This is a genomic window from Bradyrhizobium sp. CCBAU 53340, assembly GCF_015291645.1.
In the GTDB taxonomy this organism is placed as follows: Bacteria; Pseudomonadota; Alphaproteobacteria; order Rhizobiales; family Xanthobacteraceae; genus Bradyrhizobium.
Genome location: NZ_CP030056.1, coordinates 197,953 through 210,535, shown reverse-complemented (window position 1 = coordinate 210,535; position 12,583 = coordinate 197,953). Strand labels below are relative to the sequence as shown.

The window sequence follows — 12,583 nt, the reverse complement described above, 5'->3', positions numbered from 1 at the left end:
AATTCATGGGCATCGTCATTCTCAACTTTCGGGCGAAGGTTTCTTCACGAGGCGAGGCGGACCAGCACCTGTCGAAACCCGGCGATGCTGTCCTGGTCAACCGCGGTGGTCCACGTTGGCTTGTGTTGTCCTGTCCTTGCGGTTGCGGCGAACGATTTCCAGTCAACCTCGATCCAAGAAGTGGGCCCGCCTGGCGTATCTACAATGCGGAAGGAGGAAAAATGAGTGTGTTTCCTTCTGTTTGGCGCGATACCGGCTGTCAAAGTCACTACATCATCTGGCGCGGACGTATTTATCTGTTCGGATCAGACAATGATGCGGAAACAGACGCTGGTATTGCATTGGACGATTTGCTCGAGCCAGTGTCGAAACGATTGTCGTCCGCCGCTTGGCGGTCATTTGTCGAGGTCGCCGATGACCTCGGAGAGATCCCTTGGGACGTTCTGGAGGCCTGTCGGACCCTCGCTCGCAAGCGGGTGGCCGAGGAGGGAACTGGCAAGCTGAGAAGCCACTTCCGTTTACGTTCGGCCTTGGGAAGGACGGACAAGGTCGACTTCACGGCTTGAGAACGTTTGCTTCAAACGGCTGCGAATATCGAAGATAAAATAGTCAGCTCGCGTACTCGTCACTTGATTGATCAGCACGAGAGCGCGTTGGGGCAGGGCAAGTTGGGTTGAATTGCTGCGCTGGCAAATAGCTCGTTCTGCAAATGCTCGATACTAAAAGAGGTTGTGATCGGCTAGGATTACTTGGATTCGCATAATGAAGATTATGGAATACTTTTGCAATTCTTGCGAATAGGACTGAAACGACCTTAGATTACTTTGATATACTTATTTCGGCTTTTCGTCCAGCCCAGCATCTCACGCCGGGTCACAGCTTGACGAGTGCCGCTGGACGTAACCACGACTGGTTTTTCGCCTGAGCCAACACTCAAGGGCCTCGACGGCCTGCGCGTGACCATCGAACAAATCGAGCCGCCGTCGACCGCGCCCACCGAGGCGCCCCCATTCACGCACCAATGCCGTATCGCCAAACAGCGTCGGCTCGATCGTGAGCACATAGAACCGCGCCATGTTACGGGCCGGATCGCGACGCTCGAGCACGAGATATTGCACGGTGAGTTCGGACATGCGCCAGAATCGCAATTACCGAATCGACCGTCCAATTAAATAAATGAACCGATCAGGGCCTAAGATTCAGAAATTTCATTGTGGCAACAAACGCCGAGGCCAAGCGTATCCGCTTTCCGCCGATGACCCCGTCAAGCGCCGCCCGATAGAGCTTATGCCGTTGCGTCGACAACTGCGCCCAATCGATTGCGAGGCCTTTAGCGGTACAGCCCGGTCATGGATGCGCCCACACCCGCCGATCGCAAGATCGGGCGCGGCATCGTCGCCTAAAACCAGGCGTGCCTCTCCAGTTTGAACTCGGCGATGCCATTTGTCGGCTGGTCCGTAAAATATTCACCGCTTAAAGTCTTCGTCCCCGACATCCCAACACTCATTATAGCCACGCCTCGATAAATCGTAGGAAGCCCAGGCTTAGTGTACTCAGCCTTCCGTCGATTCTCGAAGACGTAGTACACATGGTATTGCGTGCCGGTAGGATCGCGTGTGGCTACAACCGCCAGCGTAGTCGAGGTCGATTCCCTGGTTTCGAGGACAAGAGACATCCCGCTCAAGTGATGTCGGATCGTCAGCGTGGCATCCCTGAGCTCCTGCCTGTCGGGTGGACCATAGCGCAGCACACCGGTCCACCGGCCACCCAAATAGGGGAATGTCATACGCTGAAGTATCGGGATAGCACGCCATGCCCCGTAGATGACGACAGCAAGAGCAGCAGGTATGCCAAAGACATACCTGGAGAATATCCAGACGTCTTCGTAGGTGTTGCCGGTGAATACATCGGCAAACTTCAACCCTGCGAATATCGCTATCGCCAGACAGACGACTATCGTAAATAGAAGCCGGGTCTGAAGAAAGTTGATCATGTCGAAGACCGAAGCCGCGATGACTGGAATAGACGAAATCTTCAGGATTCTGGCTGGACGTCCAGCAGCTTTCGATCCGCTGATTTGCTGTCTCTACCATCAGAATAACCTACCACGTTTCGCCGAGCCAATGCCGCGCGATCCTTCCCCCGAGGTGGGCCAATTCCTCGACCAGAATTTTGCGGAGACCGTGCGAGCAGCAATCGCTTTTAACGAGGCGATTCACGATGGAGCGATCATGGCTGCCGTAGATCATCATTCGCGCTGTACCATCACGGGGTGGTCCTACCGCCTCTTCCCTCCCCCCTCAGAGATACCCCCACCTGTCAACAAAGGATCGGCGTTCAACAGTTGCGTGGCGATGTCCCTCGTTCCCGGGATCCTGGCTCTCTACCTGGTCTCCAAGGGCACGACGTGGAGATTCGAACGCGGCAGCGTCAATAGGCTTTAGCGGCCCGACGACTTAACTCGGTATCTCGATCGACTCGATGGCGCCTCGCGCCACCCCCCAGGGTATGCCCAGATCGAACGTCAGTTGCGGCTTCTGCTCCTTGGCGACGTTCTTCACGAGATCATCGATTTCATGTGAGAGCGCCTTCATGCCTTCGTACTTCTCCTGTGTGTCGAAAATGAACCGGGAGCTGTCCGGGACGCGCAACTTCTTTGCTTCTTCAGGGTTGTGATACAGGTAATCCAAATGTCGCTGCACCTCCGCGAGGACCCGTAACTCGTAGAGATATCCGATTTTCAAGGCCGTCTGATCCGCGTGATACATGGTAGCGGCTATGTCGAAGCTGGGGAAATTGATCTTGGTACCCTCCTCGACCGCATCAGCCTTGACGTTCTTGCAGAGCCGTATGGCCTTCCTCAGGCCGCCGAGACACGAACTGCAACGATCTTCGATCAGCTTTATGTGTTTGAATGGGAAGTTCTCGATTGTCTTCGGCACTTTGCGATCGAGAATAACAACTCCTCGGTCGTGAATCTGTCTAGACTGCTGGTAGACGACGGTATCGTACCAGTGGGACGGAACAACATCCACCGGTCGCGCCAGAGACCCTCCAGAAACGGCGACCGCCTTCCCACCGGACGTATCGACGTCGGCGGCTGGAAAGTTCAATGGCAGGATCTTCTCGATCGAGGAACGTAGTTCGCCTAGCACTCCAAGCGAGTTGCGCGCCGTGGGAACATAGGTGCCTGCCGCGGGCCCCGACGAGTGGAATATGAGGAAACCGGTCTCCAGCACGAGCAGATCGACGTCGCTGACTCCCCGGATATGGACGTTGAGGGGCACCGACCCCTGAAGCCGAAATTCGACCGAATCGATGGATTTCTGGATTTGGTTGCCCACGCGCTCGGCCGTTTCGACACTGATTCTGGTGTACTCAGGTCCCACCTCCTGCATCGCGCCAAGCGCATATCGCGTGTAAGCATGCGACGGAGCCCTATTCTGCCAGCTTTCCGCAGCCAAGCTCTTCGACAACACTTCCTTGCGGGAAGCCTCGTTGAGTTTTCCAAGACGGTCGACGCCCCTGCGACGCAGGCGCAGTTTGTTCAGTCGACTATTGATGTCCCTTACCATGGTCCCTCTTCAAACTAATCGTGCCAAATGTGAAGCGGCCGTGACCGTTGAAATACTCGCCCTCTGCTGATTCCAGATCTTTCGAGAAAATAAGCATGCAGGAACCGAGATGGCTTCTTAAGTCCACCTCTCCGATAGCCGGGTCGTTCCGATAGTTGTACAGAAGCCTATATCCCTCTGCGTCGTCGCAGATCAGGGCTGCCCAATGCTGTCGGAGCCCGATTGATCCGTCTTCAGCCTCACTCGGATCTTGTCCCAGGTCTGAAAGATCGTGAGGGTCGCCCTCCATGCGTAGCCGAGGCTCCCGTCGGGCTTGAGGCTTCGTCCTTCGCAGGACCAGCTCCCAGCGAGATCCGGGACCTTCAGCGCCGCATTCAGAAAGGGCCATCGCCACGCGTACCGATCGAGCGTCCAATAGAGCGCCGCAAAGACCATGCCCGCACCGACGAGGGAAAGGACCGATGGTGGCAGGTTGACATTGAGCCCGAAGCGGTTCGCCACGTCGACCACGGAAAGCAGCGTGAAAACGATCGCAGCCGATACCGACGCGGCGATCAACGTTAGGTAGCGTCCGACCTTGGCTCGGTTCAGTCCACCGTGCAACGAATAGTCGTGTTGTTTCACTTCAACGTTCCATTTGGCAAATCTCGATTGCGACACATTGACCGAAACTTTAACCTCGATGATCCCGCACTAGCTTTCCGGCCCCACGAGTAGCTCGCATCTCAACCTGCTCGCGGCCTTCAGGCAATCTGCCGATGTTACGCGTTGGATCCCTCTTGCGTAGTTCACACGTGATAGAACGTCGGCTTGGTAGGCCGATGTGCCAACATATCGATGACGCGCCTATCGTTGCACAGCGCTTGATAGCAACCGTCCGCCATCCCTAGCAGGGTCTTCCGCCGGCTCTCGGTCGCGAGGTCCATCCCGAGATCGGAAATCTGCTCGGCGGAGGGCTGCTCGTCGAACCTGATGTAGCGATCGCCGAGCTGATGCTTGAGCATGAAATCGACCAGCTGTTGCTGCGAGGAAATGATGGTCGATGGAAGCCGGTTGTTCTCGAGCCAGTCCCTTTGGCCGAAATTGCGTCCCGCCGACGTCGGCAGCGAGAATTTGCTGGTGGTCGTGCCAATGCTCATCACCGATACGTCCTCGATCTTTTGATCCAGGAACTGGACAGCTTCGTGCAGCGCACAAAGGTCAGGTGCGTTCGCGACCACGCCGCCGTCAATGAAATAGCTGTTCCCGATCTCGGCCATCGGGAAGTACAGCGGCGCGGCCGCCGTCGCCATGGCGATGTCCGCGGCCTTCACCTTGTAATCGGTCATGAACCTCGGATTATGCGCGGTCTTGAACATCTGGACGCTTCCCTTGGTCATGTTGACCGTCGGAACAAGCACGCGCGTCTTCGCGTCGCCGAGCTTGGCGTCGGCGCCGAGCACGCCCTCGATCTTGCTCCGGAGCACCGTACCGTCGTACTTGGGATGTCGCCACTCGAACCACCGGGCCTGCATTTGCGCCAGCCGGCTTTTCGGCGTCTCCCCGCGGGGGAATATCTCTTCCCCGTGCTTGAGAAACATCTCCTGAATCGTCTCGGCCTTCTTTCCCATCGCCAGACCGAGGGCGATAATGCCGCCTGCCGATGTCCCCGAGATCAGGTCAAAGCATTCGTGAAGGGGGCGCTTTGCCTGCTCCTCCAGGCGCGCCAGGACCGAACTTGTGAACAGGCCTCGAAAGCCACCGCCGCTGAGAGCAAGTATCTGAAAAGTCATTGCAATCTCTAGTTTCGGAGCACGCTGTGGCATCGGAGATCCACCGAGGCTCGGGAATCCCGTATGAAATGTTCATTTTCTGTTCTACAATCTAGTGGACTCTCAAGATAGAGTCTGATTCGCGCGGTTGTGCGACTGGAGGGCATTGTCCACCGTCTAGATCTCCCTCGCTTTTCCAGATGGAGATCGGCCATGGCCAACGTCTCGAAAGTGCTGCACGCGTCTGGCGACGCGGCGTGTTTCCTGAAGAACCTGAACATCGCCGATACCGACCGCGCGTGCCTCATGGAAGCGCGCGAGAAGGTTCGAGATTGCCTGCGCAAGACGTTCGCGGCTTTGACCAAGCAGGAGCTCGGCGTGACAGTCCATCCCCGGTTTTTCACGCAGGGCAGCTTCGCATATCGGACCATCAACGATCCGTGCTGGACCCCGCCGCAGCAGATGGACCTCGACGACGGCGCCTACCTCCCGATGACGTTTATCCAGGGCGTACAGCGGCCTTCCGTCGCCGCTACCGCCTTCTTCAAGGTGGTTGACGCCGCGCTCGAGAAGCTCGCGAAGGAAGAAGGCTGGCAGTTCGGGAAGAAGCCGACCTGCTCGCGGCTGGTGATCTCGTCGAACTCGCACATCGACGTGCCGCTGTACGCGATTCCAGATGCGGAATTCGAGAAGCTCGAGAAGCAGATGAAGTCGTTCGACGCTATGGCCCGCGATGCGCGCGTCGACAGCGATGATCGTTGGGACGCGCTGCCGTCGGACTGCGTCCTGCTCGCCCATCGCGAGCACGACTGGATCTCGTCGGATCCGCGCAAGATCCGGGACTGGTTCGTCGAGGCCATCAAGATCTATGGTCCGGTGCTTCGCCGCGTCTGCCGGTACCTGAAGGCCTGGCGCGACCACCACCGCCCCCATCTCGACGACGTATCGTCGATCCTTCTGATGGTGTGCGCCTTCGAAGCGTGCGAGGACCTCGGCCGTCCGAACGTTCCCGGCCGTGACGACCTGGCGCTGCTGCGGATCGCCGAACGTCTTCCGCGCCTGCTGGAAGGCCCGGTCTACAATCCCACCGACCGCGACGAGCGCGTCGACGGCAGACTGAGTGCGGCCAGCCGCCGTATCGCGATCGACATGGCCAAGAAGTTCGATGCGGAGCTCACAGAGATCGTCGAGAAGTGCTTCGATCCCGAAGAAGCCATTGAAAGGCTGACCGCATTGTTCGGTGACCGCATTCCGGATCAGATCGATCTCGTCGACGTCACCAAGGCCGCGCATGCCGAGATACGCTCGCATGCTCCGAGGATCGCCGCCGCCCCCACGGTCGGCAAATCGACCAGTGCCTGAGCGGGACGACGATTCTGTCCGGCGCATTCACGACGCCTTCAGTCAGCGCAACTTCCGGCGCGACTTTTCGCGTCGTGGCCTTCACTACATCGGCCTTCTCGACGAGACCGGACTCAAGGTCCCGGCGGTCGTATCCGTCGACGACCTCGACTTCATCAGGCCTCCGGTCATTTGCCTGACCGACCCGGAAGCGGGATCGAAGGGGCAGGTCCCGCATGTGCTCCGCTCGGACGGCACGTTCTGCTATCTCGACCGCAAGAGCGTCGTGCTCGACCGCTACAAGCCCGCCGAGACCATCATCCAGTGCCTCGAGCGTGCGGACCAGGTGCTGCGTGACGCCGTAAGGGGCCGCCTGGTCGACGACCTCGCCGAGGAGTTCGGCGGCTACTGGTCGGACGGCGAGGTCTTGGTCGATCTGCCCCCTTCTTTCGAAGGCGACGCGAAGGTCCACATCCTCAGGCTGGACCGCGATCCGGAGCACAAAACCATCGTCGTCTCCCACGACAAAACAAGTTTCGCGAAGCTGCACCGGAGGAACACCGTGAAGGATCCTGGTCCAGGTATCCTTTGCCCGATAATTCTGGTGCCGCCGCTTTCGTTCGATCCGAAGCTGCCGTGGCCGCCCAAGGATCTGGCGCAGCTCAACGGCTGGCTGAAGAAAATGGCCCCCAATGCGCTCGGATCGATCGAAGCGGCGTTCGCCAGGACGAAAGATCTCCACATCCAATGGATCTGCCTGTCCGCGCCGAACGGAAGGTTCTTCGTATCGGCGGAGATCGCCAAACCCTATCGGACGCCGGAATTCCTGAAGAACAGGCGAGCCAGCATCGCGCGAACGCTCGATCGGATACCGGCCGCTGTCGAAATTTCGGGCTATGTGGGAGTCCCCGCCGATGAAGGCTATGTCTTTTCGAGGAATCTCGGTCACATGAAGAACCTCGCAGGAAAGCGCATCCTGCTGATCGGATGCGGAACGGTCGGCGGATTTCTTGCGCAGCACCTGGCTCAAAGCGGTGCCGGCGCCGGCGGCGGAAGATTGATGCTCGTCGACGACGACGAACTCCAGGGCGCGAATCTCGGCCGGCACCTCCTCGGCGCGCCGTATCTCACGTGGAACAAGGCCGAAGCCTGCGCCGATTTTCTGGGCCAGCAGCTGCCGCACCTGGACATCGGGTTCAGCTGCGATTCGATCATGAAGCAGCTGGCAATCCTGCAGCGGTACGACCTGTGCATCGATGCCACAGGCGAAGAAGCGCTGTCGATCGCGCTGAACGACTACGCCGTAAGAAAGCGTCCTGACTTCCCGCCGATCCTCTATACTTGGCTCGAAGGAAACGGTGCCGCCGCCGTCGGCTTCATGTCGCACGATCCCGATCTCGCCTGCTTCAAGTGTCTGAAGGTTGAGCTCGCAGGCGAGAAGAGATTCCGGCTGCTACGCGAGGGAGTGGAAATCGAGACCGCCCGGAATCTCGCGTGCGGAGACGCCCACTACATCCCCTTCCCCGTGTCGCGGGCGGCTAGCGCGGCCGGCCTCGCGTGCGACATGGTTCTCGATTGGGCGAACAACGGCGAGCGTCATCGCTGGCGGTCTCTCACGATGGATCATCGGACCGCCAACGAGGTGAAGGACGGCAATCCCAAGCGGGTCGTCAAGTGTCCCGCCTGCGGCGGAAGCGCATGATCTTTCTCGCGAAGGGCCGTCTGGTGACCCTCGCCGACGCCGTCGCGCAAGAGCTCGCGCGCTTCGCGGCTCCGCCGGAGTCGGATCGCGAGGCCGGCGGCATACTTTTGGGACGCTACCGAGGCCCGCACGTCGAAGTATTGAAGTGCACGACTCCGATGCCGGAAGACCGCCGCACCCGCTTCGGATTCGTGCGGCAGGACAAGGGCCATCAGGAAATCGCGAGCAGAGAGTGGTTCGAAAGTGGAGGGGCCGTGAACTTCGTGGGCGAGTGGCACACCCATCCCGAGCGGCATCCAACGCCGTCCTGGGTCGACCGGCGGTCGTGGCGCAAGCAGTTGCGAAGGCACAAGTCCGACCCTTTGGTATTCATCATAGTCGGTACAGCCGCGACGTACTGTGAGATCGGCTCCGACGGGCACCTCGTCGCCATGGGCAAGATCGGTTGAGCCGGCGCAAGCGCTGATCTCCCGCAAATCACAAGCCGAAGTCCCAGGTAGGCGAGCCGAAATGAATTCGGATCAGCCTAGTGAGTGCGGAAACAGATTGCGCGCTTCCTGCGATCAGCTTCAAAAGCCTCTTGCCGTCATCCATTTTATCGACTGCGAAGAGCGCCAATGCGCCCTTCATGACGGAATCGCAATCCTCGTTCGAGGCGACCGATCCAGCATATTCCACCTGATTGAAACCGATCGACAACCAGGCGCTGGCCATGTCGAGGAGCCGATTCCTTCCGCTGCCATCCGGTTGCATGTGTTTGTCCAAGGCGTGGACTCCATGCGCCAGAACGTAGGACAAAAGCTTGCCTGACGTCGTCTGAGGCGAGGGGTCTGCGATTTTCTCGAAGCAATCCGGCTTGGTTCGACAGTAATTCTGGTGATGCCGGACGAAGTCCAATCCCGAGATGTCCGACAACGGAAAATCATCCGCAACCATAAACTCTGAACAGAAATCCGGATGCCACCGCCACTTCCCGTCGACACGCCTCAATGGGCCGTCATCCTTCTCCGGATCGTACTTCGTCACCAACGGCGAAGCGATATCCTCGAACGCCATGAGAAAACGGAAGGCCGGCGGGTGGTAGTTCGGCATCGCCTCGACCCAGTAGATCTTCTTGTGTTTGACGAGTTTCTCCCAATCGAACTGAAATTCGACGGTCCCATAGAGTGACCCCAGCGACCAATTATTGGCCGACAGCCAGGTGACGCTGATGCGTGATTTGTTGAGCCGGCTCTTGTCGAAGACAAGCCCGGACTTTATCCGTCCGTCCTCGATGATCCGGCGGGCGACAGGCAGGTGCACGATATGCCGCACGGTAGTGAGTTCGGCGTACTTGTCGGCAATCTTGTATCGCTCCCATTCTGGCTGGGGCATTTCAGTCCTCGGTTGTCTTCGAGCTCCAAGTGTCGGAACCTGCCCTATCTATCGAACGAGAGGGATCGTCCTTCCGTCAGATCGCCAAGGAACGCGGCGCAACGCGATCTATCGGAGCATAGAGCAGACCGTCTCCGCCGATCTGAACCGGTCCGTCGCTGCGGCGCGCCCTCGCGTCGAGGCGTTGGCCTGCGAGAGCTCTCCGGATGACATCCGCATCGACCCCTACGAACCGGATCGAGTTCGGCATCGCTTGGGCGAGGGTCTGAGCTTGACCGAGGGGAAACGGCAGCACGCCAAGCGGCCCAACGGGTACGCCTAGATAGGTGGCGGAGTCCTCACCGTCAGACCCGAGGAACGCTCCCTCCAGAGGCCTGTTGCCGCCGGCAACGTGCTCCGCCAAGAGCTGCGATGCCATCTCGCTGAACCCCATGCCGGCCAGAAGGTAGCCGACATGAGCCCGGGCAATGTCCTGAACTATATCGTCCCGTTCGTGGGCCGACGGGGGTTCGCCGTGCGTGTCCGGATCCAGCACGTAGAGGAAAGCACCTCGTGGTGGGATTTCGACCCCCCAACGCGACATGACCGCCCAGCCCTTTGCGCGAACCGCGGTCCAGCTATTCCTTCCCGGCCACGTTCCGCAATCTCTCGACCACGACTCCCTTGAGTTGGCCGTCGGCAGTTTTTATAGGACCAGGCAACCCGGTGCCGGTGCCGTTCGATGCCTGACTGGTACCCTTTGCCTCGGCGACCGCAACTCGACCCGATCCGGAGCCGCAGATCCAATCCGGAAGCTCGGTCCCCTTTCCGGCTAGTCTGGTGACACGCAGACGCTTCGAGACGTTCGTTGGATCTCCGTCGATCGGTGTGAACCAATCGAAACCGTGGTATCGGGCGAGGTAAGCCCGGGCGAAAAATCGCCCGAACAACCCCGAAAACGCGCGCCGCATCTCCTTGCCGCGGCCAGGCCCCTTGCCCTTCCAAATGAGTCCGTCTCCGCCGGGGACGAGGAGCTCTTCGAACAGCAGGGCCAATGGCCTGCTCGATCCGCCACCGGTCTGAAGGAGCTCTCCGATGGCACATGCGGCCACGAAATCGGTATCCACCTCGCATTGGCCGCCGGGACTTATGCCGGAAAGCAACTCCTTTGGGCAGGCGCTGGGCGGCCGGACTACATAGCGAATCTTGTGAACGCTCATCTGTCCCCACGCCCCTCACAAATCTCCGTTAAAATCTAATACCATGCACGAATGTCGCAGCCTTTCCTCCCGCGCGACCATGGATTCACTTAGATTGCGCCGGACTTGTCCTGCAAGCGAAAATTGAGCAAAATTCTACCGTGCGGAGACAATCGACGTGGATGCATTCGTTTTTCTGAAGGGATTGCCAGCCGTTCTCGGCATCGTGGGCTTCTTCGTCTATCTCTGGGCCGGCCAGTACCGCATCGGCGGTGACCTCATGAAGGGCGTCGTCGATAAGCTGCGCGCCGCTCCAAATGTCGACATCAAGGATTACGCATCGCTCACGCCGACGCGCATCGGTCAATTGATCGAACGGGACACGGCCGTCCGCAGTGTGGTGAACGATCAGGACGTGAAACTGATCCGCCTCATCGTCATTCTCCATAACGTCTTGACCTTGATAGTGCTTCTAGTCTGCGCCGCACTCGTCGGCCTCGGCATTTGGCTCATCGCAAGGCCTGAGCCCCTGTCAATCGTGGCCAGACCGCCCGTTGCCGCACGTGCGAACGCCGACCTCGCGCTGACCGTTCTCGATCTGGTGAAGGTCGAATGGGATGCGAAGGGGCTGACCGAAAGCGTCAGCGTTTTCCTAGAGAACGTCGACACGAATGCGAGAACGAGCAAGAAGGCGGTATTGGCGGACGTCCGGAGCGTGACTTTCAGTGCCGACGATCTCCACGACGTCGCGAGCAACCGGAATTATCGCGGTAAGAACCGGGTACGCACGGTCATCGAATGGAGTGGACAAACCGTACATTCGGACATCGCGGATATCCTCGTTGGAATCAAATACAGGCTGATGGTCGGTGGGAAGCTGATCACTCCGCAGGGAAGCCGGTCGATAAATACTCTTTTGGCTACAATCGACGACAGTACGGAGCAGATGCCACGAGAATATTGCTTTTCGGTCGACTTCGCCGGCTGGAGCCACTCGAACTCGGCCTTAGTGGCTCCCCTCAAAGCCTGCAACTCCAAGGCGGAGGTGAACCTGCCCTTCCTTCAGCAGGTCGAATGGGGCCGCCCACCCGGCCTTGTTCTCAACGATCCTCTGGCCGACAGACCTATTGCTCGGCTGTGCATTGCCGCGCCGCAGCATTCCGGCAACAATTGCTGACGGACCATGTCGATGGCGGCACCTGCACTGCCTTTCCTTGGAGAGAGATCATGACGGAAGTGAATAGTGAAAACCTCAAGAAATGGGCCCTTGCTATCGTCGCCGAGGTCGAGCCTGACGACACGTTCGTCGTGGAAGACGGCTTCGATGCGCTGGTGGAAGAATGGCATCGCGCGGACGCACAGGATGAGGGCCGCTTCATCGGCGGGGCCGAAGTCGCGACTTTCGCCGCCATGGTCGCTCCGTTTCTTCTGGCGTTCTTCGGGGACGTCGCCAAGGACGTCGTGAAGGACAGAGTAAAGACGGCCATAGGGTCCCTGCTCGATCGGGTGCTGGATCGTCGTGCCAGGAAGGACGACGTGGAGAAGCTTCGCAAGGAAGTGTCGTCGGCGATCAATAAGAGCCGCTTCTCCGCGGCCGAGAAGGCTAAACTCGAGGCCGGTTTCGCCAAGCTGTTTGCCAAGGTTGGCCCGAAGAAATGAAGG

Annotated in this window: 15 protein-coding genes; 7 read left to right on the top strand and 8 right to left on the bottom strand. The window is 59.0% G+C overall.

Annotated features, from left to right (window positions below; translation table 11 throughout):
• Positions 1-5: 5 nt before the first annotated feature.
• Positions 6-566 carry a DUF6527 family protein gene (locus XH89_RS37590; RefSeq protein ID WP_128929563.1) on the top strand — a complete coding sequence of 187 codons (561 nt, stop codon included), beginning with the start codon at positions 6-8 and terminating at the stop codon, positions 564-566.
• Between the two features lie 297 nt (positions 567-863).
• Here XH89_RS37590 and XH89_RS37585 read toward each other — a convergent pair whose 3' ends face one another.
• Together XH89_RS37585 and XH89_RS37580 are read right to left on the bottom strand one after the other, a co-directional pair.
• Positions 864-1,133, bottom strand: coding sequence for a WGR domain-containing protein (locus tag XH89_RS37585; protein WP_128929564.1), 270 nt, complete (start codon positions 1,131-1,133; stop codon positions 864-866).
• A 266-nt stretch (positions 1,134-1,399) separates the two neighbouring features.
• Positions 1,400-1,993, bottom strand: coding sequence for a hypothetical protein (locus XH89_RS37580; protein WP_128929565.1), 594 nt, complete (start codon positions 1,991-1,993; stop codon positions 1,400-1,402).
• On the opposite strand from XH89_RS37580, the gene XH89_RS37575 reads away from it, so the two are divergent.
• Positions 1,992-2,444, top strand: coding sequence for a hypothetical protein (locus tag XH89_RS37575; RefSeq protein ID WP_128929566.1), 453 nt, complete (start codon positions 1,992-1,994; stop codon positions 2,442-2,444). The genes XH89_RS37580 and XH89_RS37575 overlap by 2 nt on opposite strands.
• A 12-nt stretch (positions 2,445-2,456) precedes the next feature.
• Here XH89_RS37575 and XH89_RS37570 read toward each other — a convergent pair whose 3' ends face one another.
• From XH89_RS37570 to XH89_RS37560, 4 genes are all read right to left on the bottom strand, one after another.
• A complete protein-coding gene (locus XH89_RS37570; RefSeq protein WP_128929567.1) occupies positions 2,457-3,575 on the bottom strand; it encodes a hypothetical protein in 1,119 nt (372 codons plus the stop codon).
• Complete coding sequence (locus XH89_RS42210; protein WP_210214794.1) at positions 3,556-3,864, bottom strand: hypothetical protein; 309 nt, start codon at positions 3,862-3,864, stop codon at positions 3,556-3,558. Before XH89_RS42210 ends, XH89_RS37570 begins: the two co-directional genes overlap by 20 nt.
• Complete coding sequence (locus XH89_RS42205; protein ID WP_371825247.1) at positions 3,768-4,235, bottom strand: hypothetical protein; 468 nt, start codon at positions 4,233-4,235, stop codon at positions 3,768-3,770. Before XH89_RS42205 ends, XH89_RS42210 begins: the two co-directional genes overlap by 97 nt.
• Positions 4,236-4,363: 128 nt before the next feature.
• Positions 4,364-5,347 (bottom strand): CBASS cGAMP-activated phospholipase, encoded by a 984-nt coding sequence (locus XH89_RS37560; RefSeq protein WP_164934236.1) that lies wholly within the window; start codon positions 5,345-5,347, stop codon positions 4,364-4,366.
• Positions 5,348-5,539: 192 nt separating this feature from the next.
• Between XH89_RS37560 and XH89_RS37555 the strand changes: the two genes are divergently transcribed.
• From XH89_RS37555 to XH89_RS37545, 3 genes are read left to right on the top strand one after another with little or no spacing between them, the layout of a single operon-like run.
• Complete coding sequence (locus XH89_RS37555) at positions 5,540-6,688, top strand: cyclic GMP-AMP synthase DncV-like nucleotidyltransferase (protein ID WP_128929569.1); 1,149 nt, start codon at positions 5,540-5,542, stop codon at positions 6,686-6,688.
• On the top strand, positions 6,681-8,369 hold the full coding sequence (locus tag XH89_RS37550; protein WP_164934235.1) for a ThiF family adenylyltransferase: 1,689 nt from the start codon (positions 6,681-6,683) through the stop codon (positions 8,367-8,369). The genes XH89_RS37555 and XH89_RS37550 overlap by 8 nt, the downstream gene beginning before the upstream one ends.
• Complete coding sequence (locus tag XH89_RS37545; protein ID WP_128929571.1) at positions 8,366-8,818, top strand: Mov34/MPN/PAD-1 family protein; 453 nt, start codon at positions 8,366-8,368, stop codon at positions 8,816-8,818. Before XH89_RS37550 ends, XH89_RS37545 begins: the two co-directional genes overlap by 4 nt.
• Positions 8,819-8,846: 28 nt before the next feature.
• Here XH89_RS37545 and XH89_RS37540 read toward each other — a convergent pair whose 3' ends face one another.
• Both XH89_RS37540 and XH89_RS37535 read right to left on the bottom strand, forming a co-directional pair.
• Entirely contained in the window at positions 8,847-9,743 is an 897-nt protein-coding gene (locus tag XH89_RS37540) for a hypothetical protein (protein ID WP_128929572.1), read from the bottom strand.
• Between the two features lie 617 nt (positions 9,744-10,360).
• Positions 10,361-10,942, bottom strand: coding sequence for a hypothetical protein (locus XH89_RS37535; protein WP_128929573.1), 582 nt, complete (start codon positions 10,940-10,942; stop codon positions 10,361-10,363).
• A 157-nt stretch (positions 10,943-11,099) separates the two neighbouring features.
• On the opposite strand from XH89_RS37535, the gene XH89_RS37530 reads away from it, so the two are divergent.
• Both XH89_RS37530 and XH89_RS37525 read left to right on the top strand, forming a co-directional pair.
• Complete coding sequence (locus tag XH89_RS37530; RefSeq protein ID WP_128929574.1) at positions 11,100-12,098, top strand: hypothetical protein; 999 nt, start codon at positions 11,100-11,102, stop codon at positions 12,096-12,098.
• The gene (locus XH89_RS37525) at positions 12,092-12,580 is read left to right on the top strand and encodes a hypothetical protein (RefSeq protein ID WP_128929575.1); all 489 of its coding nucleotides are present in this window, start codon (positions 12,092-12,094) and stop codon (positions 12,578-12,580) included. Before XH89_RS37530 ends, XH89_RS37525 begins: the two co-directional genes overlap by 7 nt.
• Positions 12,581-12,583 lie beyond the last annotated feature (3 nt).

Excerpts from the sequence above, each read along its gene's own strand:
- XH89_RS37585 (WP_128929564.1), bottom strand. The coding sequence starts at position 1,133 with ATGTCCGAACTCACCGTGCAATATCTCGTGCTCGAGCGTCGCGATCCG.
- XH89_RS37570 (WP_128929567.1), bottom strand. The coding sequence starts at position 3,575 with ATGGTAAGGGACATCAATAGTCGACTGAACAAACTGCGCCTGCGTCGC.
- XH89_RS37545 (WP_128929571.1), top strand. The coding sequence starts at position 8,366 with ATGATCTTTCTCGCGAAGGGCCGTCTGGTGACCCTCGCCGACGCCGTC.
- XH89_RS37590 (WP_128929563.1), top strand. The coding sequence starts at position 6 with ATGGGCATCGTCATTCTCAACTTTCGGGCGAAGGTTTCTTCACGAGGC.
- XH89_RS37535 (WP_128929573.1), bottom strand. The coding sequence starts at position 10,942 with ATGAGCGTTCACAAGATTCGCTATGTAGTCCGGCCGCCCAGCGCCTGC.
- XH89_RS37540 (WP_128929572.1), bottom strand. The coding sequence starts at position 9,743 with ATGCCCCAGCCAGAATGGGAGCGATACAAGATTGCCGACAAGTACGCC.
- XH89_RS37575 (WP_128929566.1), top strand. The coding sequence starts at position 1,992 with ATGTCGAAGACCGAAGCCGCGATGACTGGAATAGACGAAATCTTCAGG.
- XH89_RS37580 (WP_128929565.1), bottom strand. The coding sequence starts at position 1,993 with ATGATCAACTTTCTTCAGACCCGGCTTCTATTTACGATAGTCGTCTGT.
- XH89_RS37560 (WP_164934236.1), bottom strand. The coding sequence starts at position 5,347 with ATGACTTTTCAGATACTTGCTCTCAGCGGCGGTGGCTTTCGAGGCCTG.
- XH89_RS42210 (WP_210214794.1), bottom strand. The coding sequence starts at position 3,864 with ATGGAGGGCGACCCTCACGATCTTTCAGACCTGGGACAAGATCCGAGT.
- XH89_RS37555 (WP_128929569.1), top strand. The coding sequence starts at position 5,540 with ATGGCCAACGTCTCGAAAGTGCTGCACGCGTCTGGCGACGCGGCGTGT.